The sequence below is a fragment of the Sporolactobacillus shoreicorticis genome (assembly GCF_024125445.1).
Classification (GTDB): domain Bacteria; phylum Bacillota; class Bacilli; order Bacillales; family Sporolactobacillaceae; genus Sporolactobacillus; species Sporolactobacillus shoreicorticis.
Genome location: NZ_JAMXWM010000006.1, coordinates 99155 through 121992 on the forward strand (window position 1 = coordinate 99155; position 22838 = coordinate 121992).

General features: G+C 44.2%; 19 protein-coding genes and 1 pseudogene. 12 read left to right on the forward strand and 8 right to left on the reverse strand.

What is annotated here, in order from left to right:
• Window positions 1-21: 21 nt before the first annotated feature.
• Window positions 22-1716: an adenine deaminase C-terminal domain-containing protein gene (locus NIE88_RS07010; protein ID WP_253060714.1), complete on the reverse strand. Its 1695-nt coding sequence runs from the start codon at window positions 1714-1716 to the stop codon at window positions 22-24.
• Between the two features lie 421 nt (window positions 1717-2137).
• Here NIE88_RS07010 and NIE88_RS07015 point away from each other — a divergent pair, with 421 nt between their 5' ends.
• Window positions 2138-2752, forward strand: coding sequence for a hypothetical protein (locus NIE88_RS07015; protein WP_253060612.1), 615 nt, complete (start codon window positions 2138-2140; stop codon window positions 2750-2752).
• A 391-nt stretch (window positions 2753-3143) separates the two neighbouring features.
• Window positions 3144-3497: a hypothetical protein gene (locus tag NIE88_RS07020; protein ID WP_253060613.1), complete on the forward strand. Its 354-nt coding sequence runs from the start codon at window positions 3144-3146 to the stop codon at window positions 3495-3497.
• A 217-nt stretch (window positions 3498-3714) separates the two neighbouring features.
• Here NIE88_RS07020 and NIE88_RS07025 read toward each other — a convergent pair whose 3' ends face one another.
• Both NIE88_RS07025 and NIE88_RS07030 read right to left on the reverse strand, forming a co-directional pair.
• Window positions 3715-5937 (reverse strand): ABC transporter permease, encoded by a 2223-nt coding sequence (locus NIE88_RS07025; RefSeq protein WP_253060614.1) that lies wholly within the window; start codon window positions 5935-5937, stop codon window positions 3715-3717.
• Window positions 5937-6635, reverse strand: coding sequence for an ABC transporter ATP-binding protein (locus NIE88_RS07030; protein ID WP_253060615.1), 699 nt, complete (start codon window positions 6633-6635; stop codon window positions 5937-5939). Before NIE88_RS07030 ends, NIE88_RS07025 begins: the two co-directional genes overlap by 1 nt.
• Window positions 6636-6809: 174 nt before the next feature.
• Between NIE88_RS07030 and NIE88_RS07035 the strand changes: the two genes are divergently transcribed.
• Window positions 6810-7424, forward strand: coding sequence for a TetR/AcrR family transcriptional regulator (locus NIE88_RS07035; RefSeq protein ID WP_253060616.1), 615 nt, complete (start codon window positions 6810-6812; stop codon window positions 7422-7424).
• A 130-nt stretch (window positions 7425-7554) separates the two neighbouring features.
• Here the strand turns inward: NIE88_RS07035 and NIE88_RS07040 are convergent, their stop codons facing one another.
• The 3 genes from NIE88_RS07040 to NIE88_RS07050 form a co-directional block, all read right to left on the reverse strand.
• Window positions 7555-8151 carry a DUF6944 family repetitive protein gene (locus NIE88_RS07040; RefSeq protein WP_253060617.1) on the reverse strand — a complete coding sequence of 199 codons (597 nt, stop codon included), beginning with the start codon at window positions 8149-8151 and terminating at the stop codon, window positions 7555-7557.
• Window positions 8152-8434: 283 nt separating this feature from the next.
• Window positions 8435-9301, reverse strand: coding sequence for an aldo/keto reductase (locus tag NIE88_RS07045; RefSeq protein ID WP_253060618.1), 867 nt, complete (start codon window positions 9299-9301; stop codon window positions 8435-8437).
• A 177-nt stretch (window positions 9302-9478) separates the two neighbouring features.
• Complete coding sequence (locus tag NIE88_RS07050; RefSeq protein WP_253060619.1) at window positions 9479-10726, reverse strand: MFS transporter; 1248 nt, start codon at window positions 10724-10726, stop codon at window positions 9479-9481.
• A 359-nt stretch (window positions 10727-11085) separates the two neighbouring features.
• Here NIE88_RS07050 and NIE88_RS07055 point away from each other — a divergent pair, with 359 nt between their 5' ends.
• Both NIE88_RS07055 and NIE88_RS07060 read left to right on the forward strand, forming a co-directional pair.
• The gene (locus NIE88_RS07055; protein WP_253060620.1) at window positions 11086-12291 is read left to right on the forward strand and encodes a branched-chain amino acid aminotransferase; all 1206 of its coding nucleotides are present in this window, start codon (window positions 11086-11088) and stop codon (window positions 12289-12291) included.
• Window positions 12292-12378: 87 nt separating this feature from the next.
• Window positions 12379-13533: an aminotransferase A gene (locus tag NIE88_RS07060; RefSeq protein WP_253060621.1), complete on the forward strand. Its 1155-nt coding sequence runs from the start codon at window positions 12379-12381 to the stop codon at window positions 13531-13533.
• 104 nt (window positions 13534-13637) lie between these two features.
• Here NIE88_RS07060 and NIE88_RS07065 read toward each other — a convergent pair whose 3' ends face one another.
• Window positions 13638-14099, reverse strand: a complete 462-nt coding sequence (locus tag NIE88_RS07065; RefSeq protein WP_253060622.1) for an Hsp20/alpha crystallin family protein — start codon at window positions 14097-14099, stop codon at window positions 13638-13640.
• 128 nt (window positions 14100-14227) lie between these two features.
• Between NIE88_RS07065 and NIE88_RS07070 the strand changes: the two genes are divergently transcribed.
• The 5 genes from NIE88_RS07070 (at window position 14228) to NIE88_RS07090 (ending at window position 19755) form a co-directional block, all read left to right on the forward strand.
• Window positions 14228-14770 (forward strand): cysteine hydrolase family protein, encoded by a 543-nt coding sequence (locus NIE88_RS07070; protein WP_253060623.1) that lies wholly within the window; start codon window positions 14228-14230, stop codon window positions 14768-14770.
• Window positions 14771-14847: 77 nt separating this feature from the next.
• A complete protein-coding gene (gene recQ / locus NIE88_RS07075; RefSeq protein ID WP_253060624.1) occupies window positions 14848-16638 on the forward strand; it encodes a DNA helicase RecQ in 1791 nt (596 codons plus the stop codon).
• A 366-nt stretch (window positions 16639-17004) separates the two neighbouring features.
• Complete coding sequence (locus NIE88_RS07080) at window positions 17005-17235, forward strand: DUF1653 domain-containing protein (protein ID WP_253060625.1); 231 nt, start codon at window positions 17005-17007, stop codon at window positions 17233-17235.
• A gap of 174 nt (window positions 17236-17409) precedes the next feature.
• Window positions 17410-18456 carry an ArsR/SmtB family transcription factor gene (locus NIE88_RS07085; RefSeq protein WP_253060626.1) on the forward strand — a complete coding sequence of 349 codons (1047 nt, stop codon included), beginning with the start codon at window positions 17410-17412 and terminating at the stop codon, window positions 18454-18456.
• A gap of 84 nt (window positions 18457-18540) precedes the next feature.
• Window positions 18541-19755, forward strand: coding sequence for an MFS transporter (locus NIE88_RS07090; RefSeq protein ID WP_253060627.1), 1215 nt, complete (start codon window positions 18541-18543; stop codon window positions 19753-19755).
• A gap of 91 nt (window positions 19756-19846) precedes the next feature.
• On the opposite strand, the pseudogene NIE88_RS07095 reads toward NIE88_RS07090, so the two are convergent.
• Window positions 19847-20574, reverse strand: a pseudogene (locus NIE88_RS07095) (MFS transporter); the annotation flags it as partial.
• Between the two features lie 257 nt (window positions 20575-20831).
• Between NIE88_RS07095 and NIE88_RS07100 the strand changes: the two are divergent.
• Both NIE88_RS07100 and NIE88_RS07105 read left to right on the forward strand, forming a co-directional pair.
• Window positions 20832-21122 (forward strand): ArsR/SmtB family transcription factor, encoded by a 291-nt coding sequence (locus tag NIE88_RS07100; protein WP_253060715.1) that lies wholly within the window; start codon window positions 20832-20834, stop codon window positions 21120-21122.
• Window positions 21123-21670: 548 nt separating this feature from the next.
• The gene (locus NIE88_RS07105; protein WP_253060628.1) at window positions 21671-22831 is read left to right on the forward strand and encodes an MFS transporter; all 1161 of its coding nucleotides are present in this window, start codon (window positions 21671-21673) and stop codon (window positions 22829-22831) included.
• The last annotated feature ends 7 nt before the right edge of the window (window positions 22832-22838 follow it).

Here is a 22838-nt window from a genome sequence, read left to right on the forward strand (position 1 = left end):
GCGGTCTGTACTTGGAAAAGGTTAATTATTAATTGTTGGGGCAATGATCGCGTTTGATTTGATCTCAATGATGCCATTTGGCGTGAGACGAACAAAAGGAAGATGCAGCTCGGTCAGGAAAAACAGGCAGAAGAACGGATCATCAAAAGCGAATCCGTTCTTTTTCATATGTTCAATGAATTGCTCAGCCTCATGACCCAGTGCGTCAATCGTCTTTTTGCTCATGATACCAAGCAGATCGAGATTGATCGAAAATGAACCTGTCTCATCAAACTGCGCGGTGATGCCTTGGAATCCGGCGCGGATCGTTTGATAGGCATGTGCCATCGCTTCTTTGTCTCGCCCGATAATCAGAATATCCCCAGAGGCACAATAAGTGCTTGCAAGTGCGCGCAGGGAATGCGAGAAATTCTTGATCCGTGTGCTCAGATACGCACCGCTTGTCCGGCAAAGATACGTTAAATAACACTCGTTATCCGAGAGTTCGCTGCCCGGATCAAACGCGTACGGGCGAGTGATGACGCTATTTTCCAGTGACAGACCGATGGATGTCGTCTCCCGCACAGGGCGTTCATTCGGAAGATGCGTAAGATCAGCGTGATTAAAATAATGTTCGAAAGCAAAGTTTGCCGGTCTCACCACTTTTTCCCCGTCACGCACCAGCCATTTTCCTTCGAAAAGCACGCTTGTCGGTTCCGGATCATTCAAGCTGTCGATGATATTAATGTCCGCTATTCTTCCCGGGGTTATGCTGCCCGCAGTGTCATCCATGCGGTAATATACGGCGGGATTCAAGGTTGCCATGCGATAGGCGTCCGGAGCCGAAATTCCGCTTTCCATTGCAAGCTCGATCATCGACGCGTGGGTCGCCTGTTTCAAGAAGGGGAGTGAGGCACCGTCATTGGTTAACATCAGCTTGGATAAATCAAGTCCCGGCTGCTTTGTTAATCCACTCATGATCTCCGGAAGATCAGGACGGATTGACGAATAACGAATTGCGGTGTAATAGCCGAGATTCAACCGGTTGATGACATCACGCGCGGTCATTGATTCGTGGTCGGCGGAAATTCCTCCGGCCGCGAATAGATTCAACGTGGTGACTGATGAGCCGGGCAGATGACTTTCCATCCGTTTTCCGGAATGCCGGACTGCGAAAAGCTTCTCATATAGATCAGAAGAACCCAATTTGAACAGCAGCCAGTGGCTAAGTTCGCCGCCCTGCATCACATACGGCTGATTCAGCCATTTTTCCAGCGTGCGGGTTACGGGACGATGTTCTTCGAAATAAGCCCACCACAGCCATGTGTGACATTCGGTTTGATTCAATTCTTCAACAAAAGCGTGCATTTGTTTTTCATCTAAATGCGCCAATGCAAAGCTATTGTCATTAACCGAGATCATTGTTCCTTTTTCCGTCAGATAAGCGCCTAAAGCAAGCGGGTTATAGAGCAGAAACGGATGTGCATGAGGCTCGATGTAGGCTGGAACTAACACCTGGGTTTCTTTTAAATGGCAAATCTCTGTTTCTTCTGAGATCAGCGGTTCATCTGGACCAACATAGGCAATCCGGTTGCCACGGATCCATACATTTTCTTTTTGAACGATTCCTGAATAGACATGAAGCACAGAGACATCAGGAAAATATAAGGACGCCGCCTCTTTTTTAAGCGCGGTCCCAATCAGGTGGCGGTGCGTTTCTTCGGTTAATGGTTTCATCAAGCTCACATCTCATTCCAAGTAAGTTGTTTCTATTATACCGAGATGGACAAGAATTTTCATGGGTTTGATTATTTCACGCGGTGCACTATTTTTTAGGTTATGCAGATATCTTGCATATCGATCCATTCAGATTGACGATTTGGCCATTAGCGTATAAGAATCAACTTACATTTTTTGTTTACTCATTATTACCTATAATGTTATTATTAAGAAAAATAGTTTGTCTGTCACAATTAAAGCAGTAATAAACGGAACTTCTCTTGAACCTTTCTGTACAATCTATACTTTTTAAACCCTATCTGTTCACCTTTATTGTCCTCATCTACGATTTGGCATGCAGCCTCTAAAATAATCATGTTCATTAATGTTATCATTTACATCCAAAGGTTTTCTTTATAAAGAACCGAGGTTTCAGTTTATGAAAAGCGGTTTACCCAAATGGGCGGTTTTCGTATCTTTATTTCTTTTCGTTGTCGGTTGTTCAAATGGAGACACGGCTTCTTCGGAGCGTAAAAATGGAGAAAACACAACTTCAGTTTCTCCTAAAGATACCGGAAAGAGTGAAGACACAAGTCCGCATGATATTAAAAGGGAGGAAACAATCCGAACGGTTTTGAAAGGTATAGTCACAGGTCCGGATGAAGAGCAAAAAAAGTTATTTAAGAAACAGACGACAGAAGATCCTCAAGCAATGTATCCCTATTTAGAAAAAAAGTATAAATTCTTTCTCGATGAACAATACCTTCAAGAGTTTTTAAAGAATAATCAAGCAACCACTTGGCTGCAAACCGCATTCATGGCCGGCTATCAATTGAAGGCAGCAACACCGATCAAAATACAAAAAGCTAAATCCGGAGGGTACACGTTCGAATTTGATGTGGACTACAGCAAAAACGGAGAAACAAACACGGTCACCATCATTGGTGATACGAGCACCAATGACGATGACAAAATTACAGCGATAAATATAATTGACGATCAAGGCTTGTTCAAATTGTTGACTCAAAAAGTTCCGGCGCGTCATGAAAAATAGTTGAAAAATTAAGCTATTGTTGCCTGTGGCCGGCCATCAGCTGGTTTTAAATCAAGCGTCACGCGGAACAGTCCGTGATTATAAAGATAGCCGAGAGCGATTTTTGTAAATTAAATTGTTTGACATGGGGGGAGTCATCTGTATGTTTGTTGTCTTTTTTTAACCTTCTATCTGATGATTTTCATTCTTCAACGCCCGATTTTAACGGTAATTCGCTAAAAAAATACCTTAACTTGGCGTTGGTCTTGGTGTAATGGGTAGAATAATTCTGGATATTATTATGTGCCTCAGTATTGCCCTTGCCTTTCTACCGACGCTGCTGCATTTAAAATCAAGGGAACTGAGACTGTAAAAGGTTAAGAAGAAATAAGTGAATGGGAGGAAATTTGTGTTGGAGGTAATAAAAAATAGCATTTGTTTACTATTCATTATTCTGACAATTATTCAGCTAGTAGGGCTGATCTATGTACATCTTGGAAAGTTTAAATCGAGACTAACTTTAGTCATCACTCATGTGGACCTGACTAAAGTTGAACCGACGCGTTTCTTAAAGCTTAAAATTTATGCGACCATTGAGGTACTCATAAATATGACGTTGTACGTATTGTTTATCATTGGAAATGCAGATATTCGATTTTTTATAGGAATTCTATTTATTGCTCTTCCATACGCATTTGAAAAATTATTCGGCACATTTCAGTCAAAATATAAAGAAAGCGGATCAGCGATTGATTCTTACAGGTAATCCATCTCATGCAGGTACTATCCTACAACAATACATTTAATTCTCGTTCAACATGCGACAAATAAAAAAAGCTTGTGCGGATTCTTCCGCACGAGCTTCATATCTTTTTATACTATAAGAAAGGAAACTAAAACTTCATCTTTGCCAGAGGATTGGCGAAGTCATATTTTTTAATTGATTTTTAAAAGTATCACCATCAATTATATTATTCCATTCGCTATTTGAGAATGTCGCTAAGCGGGATGCGGCCGATTTTTCTTTTTCCCGCATATCGGGAAATGCCATAAGTGATCAGAATAATGACAAAACCAATGATGATAGACCAGGTACTGAGACGGATCGGAAAGGATAAGTTGGCAGATTCGCTGAACGAGCGAAACAGGCCGCCGAGGGACAAAATGATCAGCGGTACGGCGAGCGCATAACCAAGGATCACGAGTAAGGTATTGCTGCTGAGAACTAGCGAGTATATTTCTTTCTGCTTGTATCCGAATACCTTCAGCATTGAAATGGTCTCTTTATTCTCTTCAATGACGAGTGAAGTCATGACATAAACAATAATCAGGCCGATCAGAAAAGCGATCAATGCAATCGACCCTATGGTAGCCTGCAACGGCTGGAGCATTGCCTTAAAACTGTTCTGTGTGTCTTTTCGACTGATCATATTGGCGAGCTGATCGGAAGCGATGGACAATTTCTTATCCGACCAGACACCGTTATGGCTGCCGGATGGCAGATCAAGCAGCGTATTCAATCTTTCAATTGGCATATAAACAGCGGTCCCGGTGTAAACCTGTGTGATTTTATTAATTTTGATTTCGTGTTTTCTGTTATCCAAAGTGCTCGTGACTTTTATGGTACTTCCTTCGCTGACGGCCAGTTTATCCGCAAGTGGCCGGGTGATAATCGTCTGGTCCAGAGAGAGGCGATGCCCGTTTGAATCGGGCAGTTTCAAATAATCCGATGGATGCCGAACACCGTACACCGAAAAAAGATTTTTGGCATTTTTCGTTTTTCCTTCAGGCGCGAAGGAGAAGACGGAGTAGGCTTCGCCGTGTGATTCAGCGGTCGTTTTTATGCTGTTGTAAAGATAATTATATTCATAATGGTTCGCATCGTGATTGCCGTCCATCATAAACTGAATCGAATTCTGCAGACCGAAGCCAAGCAAAAGCAGCATCGAAGCAAAGGTTACGCCAAACACCATGAGCAGCGTCCTCGGCACATTTCTTACCAGTTCACGGATCCTGAACTTGTTTTTGAAACGCAGACTATTCAGGTGCAGATGATGTTCCAGAAAACCGGTTTTACTTTTCTTTTTGCCGCCGCGCATGAGTTCAAGCGGCGACATCTTGAGTGCCCGATGAATCACCAGCCAAGTGACCGGAACAAGCAGCAAAGCAGGGAGCAGGATGCTGAGCAGCAGAACCGGCGGATTCCAGTACATCGTGATGATCGGAACATTAAAATAGCCGACAAAAAATTGAAGCATGGGCTTGACGGTCATCAGACCGATGGCCGTACCCAGTGCGCTGCCAATGAATGAGACGACCCAGGCATAGGATAAATAATGACGCATAATTTCCCGCCTCTTGTATCCCAATGCGTAAAGTGTACCAATCTGAACAAACTCGGTTTTCAGGGTTCGCCAAAGGATAATGCTGACCAGGCCGCAGGTCAACAGAAGAATTGCGATGGGAAGAAAACCGGTCATCCCCTGTATACTCTTGATTTTTTCATTAACGAATAGAATGCGCGGATTGTTCGCACTGTCCAACCATCCGGTCACTCGGTTCGTGCGGTTTACCGCTTGCTTGAAAGCAATCTTATCTGCACCGTGATCAAAGTGTGCGCTGTAAGAGGCAGCGCCATGATTTAATTGTTTGAATGCCTTTTCAGAGATGACGCCAATTCCGAATTTTTTGCTGTCGGAGAACAGGTCACTCTCGCTTTTTAAAGGATACATATAATCCGGAAGAACCATGAATCCGGCTATTCTAAATTTCTGATCACCGATCAGCCATGAATCGCCAACTGACAGATCCTGTGCTCGGGCGAAGCTCGGATCAAGCAGAATCTCGTCTGTTTTCCGAATGGCATGCCCCTCCTGAATAAACGGTTTATTGACGCGATCGGATGGGCTGAATAGACGCAGCGTTGTGTCATGATCGAAGGAAGCATCAAAGCTCAAGCGTTTTTCGAGGCGTGCGTGATAAGCTTTCTCGAAGTTCTGCAGATTATTGAGCGGTTTCTGCACGGTGAAATGAGCATTTTCCTGAACATGTTTATTCTGAAAATCCCGGTTATTGGTGTCCAGATTAGTACTCAAAATGCTGAAGAGTGTGAAGATCATGCAACTGAGTATGATCAGGATGATCGAGCCGATATACTGTGATTTATGCTCGGCCATCGTTCGCCTGACTTTTCGGTTGAGCACCATTACCATTCAATCCTTTCTGCCGGAATTTTTTCTTTATTGATCCATGACTCGGTGATTTCCCCGCTTCGAATGCGGACAACCCGGTCCGCGATTCCGCTGATCGCATTATTGTGAGTAATAATCAGAACGGTCGTGCCAAGGGTTTTATTGATTTTTTCAAGAAGCGCCAGAATGTCTTTGGACGTCTTATAGTCGAGTGCGCCGGTCGGTTCATCGCAGAGCAGCAATTCAGGATTTTTAGCGACTGCACGGGCAATGGAAACACGTTGTTGCTGACCACCGCTCAATTCGCTGGGAAATCGTTTTTTCTTATCCGTAAGGCCGACCGCATGCAGAATATCATCAACCTTCATCGGATGCGCGCTGATGTTGGTGGCGACTTCCACATTTTCTTCCACAGTAAGGTTAGGAATCAGATTATAGAACTGAAAAATGAATCCGACAGAGGCTCGTCGATAGAGCGTCAATTTCTTATCATTCATGTCGGTGATGAACTTGCTGCCGATCTTGACGGTTCCGCTGTCCGCGCGGTCAACACCGCCGATAACGTTCAGCAAAGTGGATTTGCCCGAGCCGGAAGGCCCGAGAATCACACCGATTTCCTTGCGTTCAAGAGCAAAATCGACGTCGGTCAAGGCCTGAAACACCACGTCGCCGGTGCGATACGTTTTATTTAATTGATTAATCTCAATAAACATAAGTTGTACCTCCAATGATTATATTATGAACAATAAATGTTTTTAACGTTCATAATATACATCAAATGATCAACACAATCAATACATAGTGAACAAATTTTATTAATTGTGTTAGTAAAATGGGATATGGTAAAATAAAAGCAATAACTACTGCGAAGGATGACGGATGAAAATATGGATGGATACAAGAGACGAGCGGAGAAGACAAAGGAACGGATTAAAAAAGCGGCGTCCGAACAGTTTGCCGTTTTCGGAGCTGAAAAAGTAACAATGCGCGACATTGCGGCAAAAGCCAATGTGTCACCGGTCACCGTCTATAAATATTTTGACAATAAGGATGTGCTCCTTGAGCAGATGCTGGACGACTTTGCGAAGGGGGTCAATGTGTTCTTTGATCAGCTTTTATCTGAAGAGTTGCCCTTCCCGGAAAAAATCAATAAGGTTTTCCAGTATACAGCGAAAAAGAAAAAAATATTTAATGACAATTATTTTAAAAAGCTTTATTATGCACATTCGGAAAATGTTCAGCAGACAAACGAACGCTACTTGAAGCCCGTGAATGGTAAGCTGGTGCAATTGATTGAGCAGGGAAAAGCAGAGCATTATGTTGATTCCGCTCTTTCGGAGAAATCAATCTTCTTTTTCATGCAAATGCTGATTGACACATTTTCCGATCAGGAGAAAGCGATGGCGGTCGATGAATCCATGAGAATCGATTTAACGCAGATTTTTTTCTACGGACTGGCGGGTCCAGGACGATTTAAACGGGCGGAGCGTGCGGAAGGGTGATTCTTCTCTTTTTCATCGAACCGAGTCCTTAGTCGATGGAATAAAAGTCAGTCAATCATCACTGTGTGTTAATTGATCCGCATTGCAGTCAAAAAATAGAGAAAGATGATTTGGAAATGACGGTGCTTTCTTAGTATGGATTTTTAAATAGTTTATCCTCGTCCATTCCCACCTGATCGAGCACAGCTAAAAACGAAAGAACTGCACCGATGGCCTGGACCCAACTTCCCGTTGTGTCGATCCGTTCTGATTTTGTTTCATCGGCTGTTTGGTTTAACCGGAGTATTGATGAGGCACCTTGAAGAGAATTGCCGGCGATTTGCAGCAGGTTGCCGATAACTGATAGAGCAACTGATCGGTTCCGCTCTTCCGAAACAAGATTAGAATGCAGTGAAAGCGAGCCGCCAAGTGCTTGAAGCCAGTTACCGTTCAAAGTGGCACGGATACCGTTTTCTTCAGGACCATGTGCAATTGCCCCATAAATGACCAGTGAGTTTCCGAAGGCTTGTGTTCCATCGCCGATTGCATCCAGTCCATCACTTTTATTGGCGTCAAGTGCGCTGCCGGCGGCTTGAAGCGCGTTGCCGATAATACCGAGTTCACCCTTTAGCTGTTCGGGAATCGTTACATTGGGCGTGGCTCCGACCGCAGCGACAATTGTGCCGAGCGCGTTAATCAGCGCGTATTCGGCCTCCTGAATCTGCCCGTTCATCGCTCGCTCCCCCATGCCAACCTCTCTTTATGTCTAGTTTATTCAATCCGCCTGAAATGGTTGCGGGACGACCGCTTTTTCAACTGGCTTGTCAGACCTAAAACGATCAAAAGCAAAATCAATACAGTTGTTGAGAAACGATCCAATCGTAAAATGAATCTTCCGCATATGGAGTTTGTTTGTATTGATAAGAAATAGTTGAAGAAACTTTTGATTAAGTCGCGATTACACTGATTACAATCAAAAAAAGATCATCCAGCTTTTTTGAACTGAGTGATCCATGTATCTCTTTTCAGTTTTATACAGCTTGAGACAAAATCTTAAAATCTTCATCGCTGAGCGTGATTCCTGCTGCTGTAATGTTTTCTTTAACATGGGCGACAGATGAGGTGCCTGGGATCGGAAGAACCACCGGTGACCGCTTAAGCAGCCATGCAAGGGCAATCTGAGCTGGCTTAGCGTTGTATTTTTTCGCGATCTTGTCGAGAGGTCCGCCTTCCTTAGCCAATTGACCGGTCGCAAGAGGAAACCAAGGAATGAAGGCAATCTTCTCTTTCTCACAATAATTCAATACCATTTCCGAATCACGTTTGGCCAGATTGTACAGGTTCTGAACAGATACAATCGGTGTAATTTCATTTGCAGCCTGAAGTTCACCGACACTTACCTGGCTGAGACCGATGTGACGAATCTTTCCTTCCAGCTTCATCAGTGCAAGTTCGCCGATCTGATCAGCTAGCGGTACTTTTGGATCAATTCGATGCAGCTGGAGCAGATCAATCGAATCTTGGCCGAGCGTACGCAGGTTCATTTCCACTTGCTGGCGCAGATATTCCGGTCGACCAACTGGAATCCATCGATCAGGTCCTTGACGGGTGTTGCCTACTTTGGTTGCGATGACCAGATCACTTGGATAAGGATGGAGTGCTTTTTTAACGAAATCATTAGCAATATATGGACCGTAAGCATCTGCCGTGTCGATAAAATTGACACCTAAGTCAACGGCTGTTTGCAGCACATGTACGGCTTCATCGGGATTTTTCGGATCACCCCAGACACCCGGCCCGGTCAGTTGCATCGTTCCGTAACCTAATCGATTAACCGGCAAATCACCACCAATTTTAAAGGTGCCTGCTGATGCGGCAGTAATTGTTTGTTCAACCATTCCTATTCCTCCTTGTATAAATGATCAGGGAACGCACTTCTGATGAATTTCTTGATTCGGATTCATCATAATGTTCTTGTGAACGGATTTCAAAAGAGATGCTCGCAGTTAACGAAATGGTCACAAAATAAAAAAGCTCATGCGGAATTTTTCCACATGGGCTTCATATCTGTTCAATTATTTATAACGTGCGCGTCTCGTGGAAAAAGCCGGCTGCACCCGGCGATGATGACCGAATCGTAAAGCAAGGCGGGCAGGACGTCCGCTGCGCAACCGATTGATCACCAGCAGAAAGACTAAGTAAGCAGTTGCGATCCCAACAATATACCACAGGGTTGCAGCCATGCCTGCGCGGTCGATAGCTACTCCGGTGACAGCCGGGAAAATGGCTGAGCCGAGTCCGGATAATCCTGAAATGATCGGTGTGACCAGATTTGCGCTGTTCGGAATGGAGTAGTTTGCATAGACGAGCGTGATGGAATAAATGCCGGACATCATCAGTCCCAGCGTACCGACAAAAACATAACCCATCAGCGCATTTTTTAAAAGAATAAACAAAAGCAGAGAAGCGATTGAACCGCAAATGCTCATCAGCAGGTAGGTACTATAGGTGAGTTTGCGGATAATGATTGCGGTCGCCGCACGGCCAATCACCATCGCGCCCCAGAAAATGCCGATGCTGATCGAAGCATAATACGCAGCTTGATTCAGATAATGCATAAAAATTGACGACATGAAGTTGTTCAGACTGCCTTCAAATCCACCATACAGGAATACGATCAAACCAAACAGTCCGAGCACGATCCATTTTAGGTGTGCACTTAGCGGCCGCTGTATATCACTTGAACCGGAAGCATCCAGAGGCTCACGGTTATCGACCATTTGTTTTGAGTAGGAAATCTGTGTCCAGACGATGGCGAGTACAACTGCGAGTACAGCAGTAATCACAAATAGGTAACGCCAAATGCCGTGCGCGATAAAGAAGCTGGCAAGCAGCGGCATGGTAAATGCGCCGAGACCAAAAGAAACTTCCAAATAACTCATGGCGACCGCCTGCCGGCCGATGAATACTTCGATAAACATCGTTGCGACCACGATACCAATCGCAGCCGAGCCGACACTATTCAAAAAATAAAGTGCCATGAACAGCGGGAATGGCGGCAGCAGCAAAATACTGAATTGTGCCAAGGCGATGATCAGAGCGGAAATGGTCAGGATCGGTTTCGGATGAAAGCGGCGATTCAGATATGAAGTAAGCAGAACGCCTGCAAGAAATCCCATTGCGCCAACAAAAATCAGTCTTCCGCCAATTGTGTATGATACATGGTAATAGCTTAAAAGTTCAGGCATCACAGATCCGATTGAAATAGCAGTCAAACCGGTTAGAAAATACAGGGCACAAGAGGCAAAGGTAAATTGGCGCATAGCAAGCGCTCCTTTCAGATGAAAAATAAAAGTAAGATCACCGAATTGCTTACGTGACCTTCTAAGTCAACCAGAACATTGTAGCAGGATCGGCCACGTAAGAGAAGCTTTTTTACTCATTTTTTTTGCTTTTTTTACACTTCGTTTTTCAGCCTTTTTTTATGCAAAAAAATTGCGGAAATGAGTGCGGCTGAAATACATGGAATATTAATGAAGCTGAACATGAATAATAACGTATGAAACGAATCAGATTCGGTGCGCCTTATATTCTCCTTAACGATTTTGCAGGGGATATGGCGTACTTGATAACGGATTGATATAATTAAGTAAGGAAAACAAATTTTAGGAGGATTTGAATCATGGGGCAGTCGATCGCGTTTCATAAAGCGGATCACTTGAAAGTGAAGCCGAACGCAGACGGACTAGGTTTTGGCAAGTATTTTACCGATTACATGTTCGAGATGGATTATTCTTTGGAAGAGGGCTGGCATGATCCGAGGATCGTTCCCTACGGACCGATTACTCTTGATCCTGCCGCGACCATTTTTCATTATGGACAGGAAGTCTTTGAAGGGTTAAAAGCTTACCGTACTGAAGACAAGCGTATTTTGCTGTTCCGCCCGGACAAGAACATGGAGCGGATGAACCAGTCCTGCGCGCGACTGAACATCCCGGAAATTGATGAGAAATTCGTGATTAAAGCGATTAAGAAACTGGTTGCCATTGAAGAGGCGTGGATTCCATCTCAGCCGGGACAGTCACTGTACATTCGGCCGTTTATTATCGGTACGGATTCGGCACTTGGCGTACATCCTTCAGCGACCTACAAGCTGCTCGTCATTCTGTCCCCAGTCGGATCCTATTTCGGCAATTCAATGAATCCTGTGAAAATCTATGTTGAAGACGAATATGTCCGCGCCATTAAAGGCGGTGTCGGCTATGCGAAAACAGCAGGAAATTATGCTGCCAGTCTTAAGGCCCAGACCAAGTCGGAAGAACTGGGTTTTGATCAAGTACTATGGCTCGACGGTGTGGAGCACAAGTACATCGAAGAAGTTGGCAGCATGAATATTTTCTTCAAAATCGATGATGAGGTTTGGACGCCGGCTCTGAACGGAAGTATTCTTCCAGGTGTCACACGCGCTTCGGTGATCGAAATGCTCAAGCACTGGGGTGTGACTGTCAAAGAAAAGAAAATTTCTGTCAATAAACTGTTTAAGAAGGCGGAAAAACAGAAGCTTAAAGAAGTTTTCGGTACAGGGACAGCGGCTGTCATTTCTCCGGTCGGATTCCTGAAATGGGATGACCATGTTATAAAAGTAGCCAACGGCAAGACCGGAAAACTATCGCAAAAATTATATGATACGCTGACCGGCATTCAAACCGGCAAGATCGAAGACAAGCTGGGCTGGACTCAAGAAGTGAAAATTGAAAAAAAAGAAGTAGCTGAAAAAGTCAACCCAGAGGCGGCAAAGGCACCAAAGGCCGCAGAAACAGCAGAAAAGCAGAAAGAAACAAAAAAAGAAGAAAAATCAAAAGAAGAAAAAGCAGTGGTTACTGACTAACGATCAGGAAAACCCAAGCCTTCGCGTGAATTTAAGGCGCGCGGGCTTTTTCTGTATTTGATGGGGAGCGTGAGGAGCTTGGCATCTATGGAGCGTTTGGTCAATGAACGCGTCCGCGCGATTCGGATCAGCGGCATTCGGCAATTTTTCAATAAAGTAAAGGATTATCCCGGTGCGGTATCACTGACAATTGGTCAGCCGGATTTTGCTACACCGGAGCATGTAAAAAACGCCGGGAAGGCAGCGATCGACCAAAATAAAACAACCTATACGGCGAATGCGGGTTTACTTGAGTTAAGGCAAGCTATTTCCGATTACGTTGCGGATAAATATGATCTTCATTATGAATCGGAATCGGAAATTATTACGACCGTCGGCGCAAGTGAGGCCATTGACCTTGCCTTTCGTACCTTACTCGAGCCGGGGGATGAGGTCATTCTCCCGGGACCTGCGTATCCGGGATACGCCGCGCCGATTACACTCGCCGGCGGAGTTCCGGTCTATATCGACACGCGAGAAACCGGCTTTAAAATGACCGCCGATCAGATTGCGTCACACTTAACGGATAAAACAAAGGCGGTCATCCTTCCTTATCCATCCAATCCAACCGGATGCGTACTTAGTAAAGCGGAGGTCGCGGCAATTGCCAATGTGTTGGAAGATAAATCTGTTTTTGTCGTATCGGATGAGATCTACAGTGAACTGATCTATGGGCAAGAGCATGTTTCCATTGCGGCATTCCCAGGCATGAAGGAAAAGACACTGGTGATTAACGGGCTGTCCAAATCACACGCGATGACCGGTTGGCGCATGGGCTATATTTTGGCGGACAAGCCAATTGCCGACCAACTGATCAAAGTCCATCAATACGGTATTTCCTGCATTACGAGCATTACTCAGTATGCGGCGATTGAGGCACTGACGGTAGGCAAGAATGATGCCGAACCAATGCGCAAAGCCTATAAGGGGCGGCTGGATTACGTGATCAGCCGTCTTGAGGCTATGGGGATGGACGTTGTACATCCCACAGGCGCCTTTTACGTATTTCCTTCAATAAAGAAGTTTGGTTTGTCATCTGAAGAATTTGCTCTACAATTGCTTGACAAGGAACGACTTGCGGCGGTTCCGGGAAGTGCCTTTTCATCTTATGGGGAAGGCTATCTGCGCCTCTCCTATGCCTATTCGATGGATGTCCTGAAGGATGGACTGGATCGTCTGGAACGTTTCGTCGCGCGGTTTTGATTGAAAAGGGAGCACGAAAAAGAGGATCGGAGCCTTTTTACTCCGATTCTCTTTTTTAATACTATTAGGAAAAATTTTAAACGCATTTTGGCGAAGTCAAGTTCCTAATCTATGGAAAGATTATGTCCGGTTTTTGGTGACTTCGGTCCATGAATTTTGAGAATGCCGTTGGTGTAGGAAGCCTGCGTACGCGCCCGGTTGATGGAGTACGGTAAAGTCACAACACGCTCAGCATGATCGAATCGGCGCTCATGGCTGTAGACGCCGGTTTCTTGATGCTGCGATTCCATTTCCACATCGTTATCCACAGCAATTTTTACTTTATCGCCAAGCAGTTCAATACGAATACTGTCACGATCTGCACCGGGCAGTTCTGCTTCAACCACCCATTCATCGTTTGTGTCATAGAGCCTGACCGGAAACCCGGTAAACGAATGATTGCTGAAAAAATCGTCGATTGATTTCAACACATCACCGAAAGGATTGCTTTGGAAAAACGCGTCGAGATCATTCATCAGATTTCTTCTTTTTGGCTGCTGCGGTTCTCTAGGGTCTTTGCTATCCACTATGATCCCTCCTCCTGAATGCTTATCTAACATCAGCATATGAATCAGGATGCTTTTTGTTTCATGGTTTTACTTGAATGCTCGGCGGGGAATTTGGAAATAATGGGTGAGCAGAGGAGGGGAAGGCAATGGCGAAAAAAGATATGGCTTTACTGATCATCGATATGATCAATCCGCTCCAATTCAGTGAGGCCGGAATGCTGCTGAATGGAATGAAACAAATGATCGAGCCGCTGGCTGATCTGATCGCGCGTGCGCGCCATAAAAGTGTTCCGATCATCTACGTGAATGACAATTCGGGCAGATGGGAATCAGATCGCGATTATTTAATTCATGACGCTTTAAGTGGGCCGGGCGCGTCCGTTGTTCGTCGCATTCTCCCCAATCCTTCCGATTATTTCATTATTAAGCCGAAGCATTCGGGATTCTTCGCGACACCGCTTCATGCGCTGCTGCATGATCTAGGAATCGAGACAATTATTCTTACTGGAGTTGCCGGGAATATCTGTGTGCTTTTTACGGCGAACGACGCGTACATGCGTGATTACAAACTTATCATTCCGCAGGACTGCTGCGTGTCGAATGTCAAAGAAGATAATGAGTATGCACTGCGCATGATGAATCAGGTGCTTGGCGCGGATACCCGTGCTCAGGCAGAGATTAAGCTGTGACGATCGAATACCATTTATCCCTAAAATTTATGGTAAGATGAAACTAGATTATTAAGGACGAAAAGGTGGTTTCATTGATGGTCGACGCAGCTCATCAAGCGCTGAAAAAATATTTTGGCTATGATCAATTTCGCAAGGGTCAGGATCAAATTATTTCCCGCCTGCTTGATGGCAGGGATACAGTCGGTATTATGCCGACGGGCGGTGGAAAATCGCTTTGCTACCAAATTCCCGCGCTGCTCTTTTCGGGAGTGACACTGGTGATCTCGCCGTTGATTTCCTTGATGAAAGATCAGGTGGATGCTCTGGGCAACGCGGGCATTCATGCGACCTACATAAACAGTTCGCTAAGCTTTGCGGAAGGAAAGTCGCGACTTGCGGCCGCAGCAAGCGGAAACTATAAATTAGTTTATATTGCACCGGAACGACTCTCGGTTCCGGATTTTGTCCGTGCGTTGGAACGGATGAACGTGTCACTGGTCGCGATTGATGAGGCGCACTGCATTTCGCAGTGGGGTCATGATTTTCGACCGAGCTATCGTTCCATACCTGCAATGATTACCCGATTTAAACAAAAGCCCACAGTTGTTGCGCTCACGGCAACGGCTACACCTCATGTGACGGCGGATATTCGTCAAATGCTCGAAATCGCGCCAGATGGTGTGGTGGCAACCGGATTTGCTCGTGATAATTTAAACTTTCAGGTGATCCGCGGTCAGAATGCGGATACCTTTTTGCTTGACTATTTAAAAAAGAATCAAGATCAGCCGGGAATTGTTTACGCGGCGACACGCAAGGAAGTGGACAGGCTTTATGCGCGGCTTGCGCAGAAAGGGCTTGCCGTCGGCCGTTACCATGCCGGTCTTTCGGAGCAGGAACGCGCCTCGAGCCAGGAGCGCTTCCTTTATGACGATCTTACCGTGCTTGTTGCAACTAATGCTTTTGGAATGGGGATTAATAAATCAAATGTACGGTATGTGATCCACTACAATATGCCGCGCAACATTGAAGCCTATTATCAGGAAGCCGGGCGTGCAGGTCGTGATGGTGAAAAAAGCGACTGCATTCTCTTGTTCGCGCCTCAGGATATCCGGTTGCAGAAGTTTTTCATCGATCAGTCTGAGATGGATGACGTGCTGAAGAAAGCGGAGTACCATAAATTGGATCAAATGATCGGCTACTGCCATACGGAAACCTGCCTTCAGGACTATATTCTGCGCTATTTCGGCGAACAGAGTCCTCAGCCGTGCGGTCACTGCGGCAACTGTTTCGACACACGTGAAAAATCGGATGTGACTGTTGACGCGCAGAAAGTACTGTCTTGCGTGAAGCGTCTGCGTGAACGCTACGGAAAAATGATGGTCACTAAAGTCCTTGCTGGCGCATCAGATCAGAAGCTGCTTTCTTTTCGACTGAACCGGCTGCCGACATACGGGATTATGAAGGATCGAACGCAAAAGCAGATCAGTGAATTCATCGACTTTCTGACAGCCGAGCAGTATCTTGTGCAGCAAGGCGGTGCTTTTCCCGTTCTCGCTTTAAGCGAGCGCTCGCTGCCGGTACTCAAAGGTGAGGTAAAGGTTCTTAAAAAGGGAAGCGTTCGTGCGGAACGGCTGGCTGTGGATGACGCGCTCTTTGATGTACTCAAGCAGGTGCGCAAAGAGTTAGCGCAAACAGAATTTGTTCCTCCATATATCATTTTCTCCGATCAATCACTGCGAGAGATGAGTGTGCGGCTGCCAGCGACCGATCATGACTTCCTGATGATCAAGGGTGTCGGTCAGCAGAAACTGGAAAAATATGGACGAGCCTTCATGGAAGCCATTGCCGAGTATCAGGCTGAACAGAAAGAATCGGTTAAATTCTAAACCATAACTTTTATTACTGGTTTTCGCGACTGTAATCCTCTCAGATTTACTTTCTATTATTAATGAATGATGTTAACTCAAAAGGATGAGATGAGAACGGTTGTTTCTATGATTCGGCATGGCGAATCACCGAAAAATGATCGGAATGAACGAACAGAAGGACTGACCGTTCGAGGAATGCGTGATGCATATCAAGTGACCTTTTGTTGAAAATTGTTCTTACGAGCGAGTTGAATTTTTTGCTTCAGATGTCTAAACACGATCTATATTAATTGGACTTTGAAGGATTGAAACCAATAAATAGTTAAGAAGACTGTGGACCAATCATTAAATTTAAGCATGTTTCGATCGGAGTGCATTTATCCTATGAGAACGATTCAGGTACATACAATTTACCGTCATTTTAAAGGGAACCTATATTATGTTGAGGATGTCGCAATCGACTCGGAAACGGAAAGAGAAATGGTTGTTTATCGAGCCATGTACGGCGAGCGGAAACTATGGGTCAGACCTAAAGAAATGTTCTTATCGGCGGTTGATGCGAGAAAAGCGAATCCAACCGGACAGCATAATCGCTTTGAAGTTTATCAAGGATGATTATTGAAAGATTACTGTTATTGCTCACTGTAATTTTAAATCAATTCCGCTCACTACGGATGAATATACAAATTAAATTTTTTGTGGAAAGAGTATTCGTTTATGTTATAATTCGATTATTATAAAATATAATATTTTATTTGTATCAAAACAAGCGATGATTGAGGCGATGAAATGGCAAAAAAACCAGAAGTTCATTATGTAACCTCTCCGGTATTTGAATTGCTGGCGGCGATGTTTCGCGTGGCAACGCCGAGCCAGATTCAGTCGGATGACGTTTTAATGATCAAAGGAAAAGCGATTCAATTAAAGCAATGGGTTGATCAGAGACGATTGCTTTTACCGTCAAATGTAAAAGACGAATTGGATGTGTTTTTCAGTTACGAAAGTTTTCTTGGCCTGACGCTCATTCGTTACGCCTGGGAAACAAAGGCTCATCAAGATGTGGCTCTCTTTTTAAAAGCGCTGACAAAGCTTGATGCTCGTGAATGGTTTGCTTATTTTCTCCATACCGGTTATGGATCGGGTGACAGTGTTGATCCGAATCAATTAAGTACAACGACGGCAGCTATTGATCAGAGTAATCTGCCGGAGCAGGAAAAGTGGAAGCTGCTTTATTTGTATGTGCACAAAGAAGAAACGAAACAGCGAGTGATTCAGCTTTTGCGAACATTCTATGGGTTAATAAGCGATGAATTCAAATATTTTTTAGCACAGCAGCAGGTCGTCCTTGATCAAGTTAAGGACTTTGCTGAATCGCTTGGGGCAGATTCTTTTCTGATGCGGGTGTCAAAAAAATATCAAATGCCTGTTAATCAAATGGATGAAATCGTTTTGGCGCCGTCTGTATTCTATGATCAATGGTCTTTTACGACCAGCACAGACAGCTTTTGCCTGTTTCTTTTTGGAATCAGGCAGCTTCCTTTTGAGGAGTCGGCATACTCAGCAGATAAAGATAAGGTAGATCAAGCATTTAAAGTGCTTGCTGACGAAAAACGTTTGAGCATTATTCGCTTGCTTAATCGGAGTCCTTTATACGGCTATGAATTGGGCAAACGATTGAACTTATCCAATTCGACCATCTCACATCATCTGTCCTTATTGGCTTCTTATGACTTAGTCCGGCCGGTCCGGAATGAAAATCGAGTCTATTACGAAGTGAAAAATGATCAGATAAAAAAACTGATGGAACAAATGCTTCAATCGCTGATAAAAGATTAGGTAGTGTTTTTATTTTTTTAATTGTACATTCGATATAAATGAAATTAGTTATTTTATTATTATCCAAATAAAGAGGCGAAGATTATGAATTTTTTGGTACGCAACCGTCAATTTTTCATTCTGCTAGCAGGGCAGGGCATTTCTATATTTGGCGGTCAAATTTATTATGTGGGGCTGATGTGGACGATTATGAAACAAACAGGTTCTGCAATGTCACTTGGCGCAAGTGTGATCTGTATGACGCTTCCGGTTATTCTTGTCATGCCCTTCGCGGGCGTGCTCGCAGATCGAAACATTAAAAAACAAATGGTGATGATTGCAGATGCGGTGCGCGCATGCCTCATGTTTCTTGTTGCCTTGCTTCTCTTTGAAGGCTATTTTTCACTTACGATCATTAATCTTTGTCTTGTCATCATTTCCGTCGTGGATGCCTTCTTTAATCCCGCTCTGTCTTCTGCGATCCCGCTTATTTTGGATAAGGATCATTTATCAAAGGGGAATGCGGTTTTTGAGTTTATTCGGCGCACGTCCGCCATTATCGGCCCGGTGGTTGGGGGCTTTCTCATTACTTTTTTTTCAATTGGTTCTGTGTTTGTTTTAAATGGTCTTTCCTTTTTTGTTTCATTTATTTTTTCACTGTTCTTAAAAATTCCTCAGGTAACTCAAGCAAAACCGCATGAGTCGTTCGTCTTCAAGTTCAAGGAAGGACTTATCTATACGATTCATATAAAACGACTTTTGTTTCTCACATTGGTTGGCGGTGTGATTATTAACTTCTTTCTTGCGCCGCTTGATGTGCTTATTATTTTTACAAGTAAACAGCTGAACTTTGGTTCGACTGGTGTCGGTTGGATCGAGGCATCAATTTCCGTCGGGGCTTTATTGGGCAGTATAGCAATTCTTTTCGGTCACATTCGTAGTCAGATCGGGTTCGCAGCTGCCGGACTTATTTTTGAAGGTGTGTCACTCATTTTGTCAGGACTTTTCCCGGGGCTAGTCTCATTTATTCTTTTTTTCGGACTATTAGGATTGGGCATCAGTTTTGCCAGCATTGGCATTGGCACAACCCTTCAATTAATTACGGATGACGATAAACGTGGTCGTGTGAACAGTTTCAGTTCTATGCTCAGCTCTTGTACGGTGCCACTTGGTATATTATTTGGTTCGTTCCTGACGAGTAAGCTGGCTGTTCAATGGATCTTTTTCTTTTTTGGTCTGATTGTCGCCGGTTCGGTGATGCTTCTTTATGCACCATTTAAAGAGGAGCTTCAGATAAATAAAGTATTTAGGCGACAGTAAATCTTTCTTCTGCTATGGCGTAATCGTTGCTGATTCGACTACCCTGTTTACTAAGAAACCTGTGCTCAAACGTTTAAACACAGGTTCTTTATCAGGCTTTTTTATGAGTGAGAAACAGACTTGGGATGAAGATAAGCGCAAGCATAACGGCTGAGACGAGGAATCCGGCATGGTAACCGGCCAAATGATTGGCGATGGATGGATGCAAACCTTGTATAACCGTTGCGACAACCGTTGCGATCACGGCCGAACCGAAACTTGAACCAAGATTTTCAATAATATTAATACCGACACCTGCTTCCAGAAGCTGTGTGCTATCCAGCCCGGTATACGCGTCGCTTGTTAACGGCAGCATAATCCCTCCAAAACTGGTGCCTCGAATGAACAGAACGATAGAAAGCCAAATCATACTTGTTTTGTCCGTGATAAAAATAAACGGAATGGATCCGATCAGTGCAAGAACAAGGCTGACCATAACGACATACTTTGCACCGATCTTATCAATCAGTTTCCCAATCATTGGCCGGGTAACGAGCATACCGATGCCTTGAGGGATTAACGCAAGTGCTGCTCCGATGGCCGTGAAACGACGAAAGCTTTGAAAAAACAACGGTAGAATTAACATGGGCCCGATGATGGCAATGTTTGCTAGGAACAACCCAATGCTTGATGCCGCGAAGTGCTTGTGTTTAAACAAATGCACGGGAAGTACGGTTCGATTCTTTCTGACATGATTATAGATGAGATAATTACTATGAAAACAAAGCCAATGCACATCCATAGGATTGTGTCGCCATTGTTAAAGGATGTATGATCCGCTCATCTTATTAATTAAGTCCCTAAGTTCCATCAAAACCTGTTCTTCTTTGTTCATGGCCGATCCTCCACCTCGTTGGTGCGTTACCACTAATATAGTAAACGTTTGTTTCCATTTCAACACTTACTGTTTTAAGGCGGAGCGAGAAGTGGGAAAAGCAACCGAAGCCCCAAGTACCGCTAATCCGTTATCCAGTGATGCTGAAATTTGTAATCATGTAATGCTTGCAATCATCAACGTATCGATCTATCATAGTTGTATGAATATTGAACTAAAGAAAGATGACGAGATACGTGTGCGTATTTTTAAGGCTTTGTCGGATCCGACGAGAATTGAGATCATTCGAACACTGTTTAAGGCAAATAAAGAGATGGCTTGCGGGGAGGTTGGCGAAGTTTGTGCTGTCTCTAAGTCGAATGTTTCGTACCATTTTCGCACGTTGCGTGAAGCGGGATTAATTATCGTGAGAAGGGATGCGCAGACAAAGTTCACCCGAATAGATAAAACGACTTTTCACAACTATCTGCCGGGATTTCTAGAGACTCTGTAGGCAGAATAAAAAGGCTGCCCGATTAAATGAAGTGGGCAAACCAATAGAGCAGCTGCATGACGGCCGGACATTGGTTGGTTTTTATTACAGGTAAAGAAAGTCTATCGTTTTGCCTTTAATAAGGATTCGGTTGGGCGATCGGGTAAGCGCCAAATCTGAGAAATAGACGGAGAAATTCCGCTTATCGAATCAAGAAACGTGAAAATGGAGGTTTTTCTTTGAATAAGCGGAAAAATTACCTTTATTTACCTGTGAAACAAGCGCCATGATGTATATAACTGGAAAAACTCCGCTTATTTTACTTGTTACTTAATAAGGAACCAGAATTTTTTCTGTTTAAGACAAGGTTGATGATTCAAAACCGAATTTGGAGCAAAGGATCTTTCTCTGTAAAAAAGCTTTCGCTAAATACGCATATGTTCTGTATGCGACGCGAAAGCCACCGCATCCTTTGAAAGTAAGGACCGGGCGTTTTTTGTCCGGTTTTTCTTCCTTATATAGTTCAATTGTTATACAACTAATAAATAAAATGGAACGGATGTGCGAACTTGAAAAAAATATTAAGTGTGTTTTTCTTAATCATGTTTGTCATTGGTACGGATACATTTCTCATCTCACCGCTTCTCCCTACACTCAGAGATCAATTTGGCGTCGGTCGCGCGCAATCAGGTTGGATGGTAAGCATTTATGCTCTCGGATATGCCCTTTATGCACTTATCGGCGGTCCGCTTTCTGATCGCTGGAACCGTAAATTGGTTCTGATCGGCGGCATGTCAGGGTTTGCCTTTGCCACTTTCCTATGTGGTTTTGCAGAAAGCTTTTGGCAGATGCTGTGTCTGAGGGGGCTTGCTGGAATTTTTGCCGCTGTAGCGAGTCCTCAAGTTTGGGCGTTAATCCCTATTGTGGCACCGCCTTCGAAAATCTTGAAGGCGACAGGTGTTGTTGCTGCCGGATTGGCTGTCTCACAAACACTGGGTGTTCCTCTTGGCAGCTATTTAGCACGTCAATCATGGTCGATTCCGTTTTTTATTCTCGGGGCATTTACACTCGTTCTTATTCTGCCTGCGCTCTTCATTATTCCTAATACCCACACGAAGCAGGCAGATGCGCGCACGGCCATCATTGCTCGTTATCGGGAATTACTTGGAACAAGAAAAGCCCAGTATGCTTTCCTTGCCTATTTTGTCTTTCAGGCAGGGAATTTTGCTGCATTTACTTTTCTGGGGACCTGGCTTGCAGATCAATTTGTGATGACGATTGATCAAATTGGAACTGTTTTGCTTTTTTTGGGATTAGGCAATATCGTCGGCAGTTTTTATGGCAACCTCGTGGTGGTTAAGATGGGAAGGAAAAATGCTTTATTAACCGGTTTTGGTCTGATGGCGCTTATCTATTTGCTAATGGGTCGCTCACCGTCTGTTGTTTTCGTGCAAGTGGCTTTGTTTTTAATCTTTTTCATTGCAGGTACACTTTTTCCGTTGATGATGGCTCAACTGCAGATGCTCTCCGACACCGCCCGTGGGACGATCGCTTCGTTAAGCAATGCAACGATGTATGGAGCAACAACCTTTGGTGTCTACATAGCGGGTTTGCTCTATGTCCATGCAGGAGGTTTTCAATCGATTTGTATCTTTGCGTCTTTTACCTATATTCTTTCAGGATTCTTGTGGATGAAAAGTGGTTCCCTACGAGGTATACATGACAAGTAACCATTTT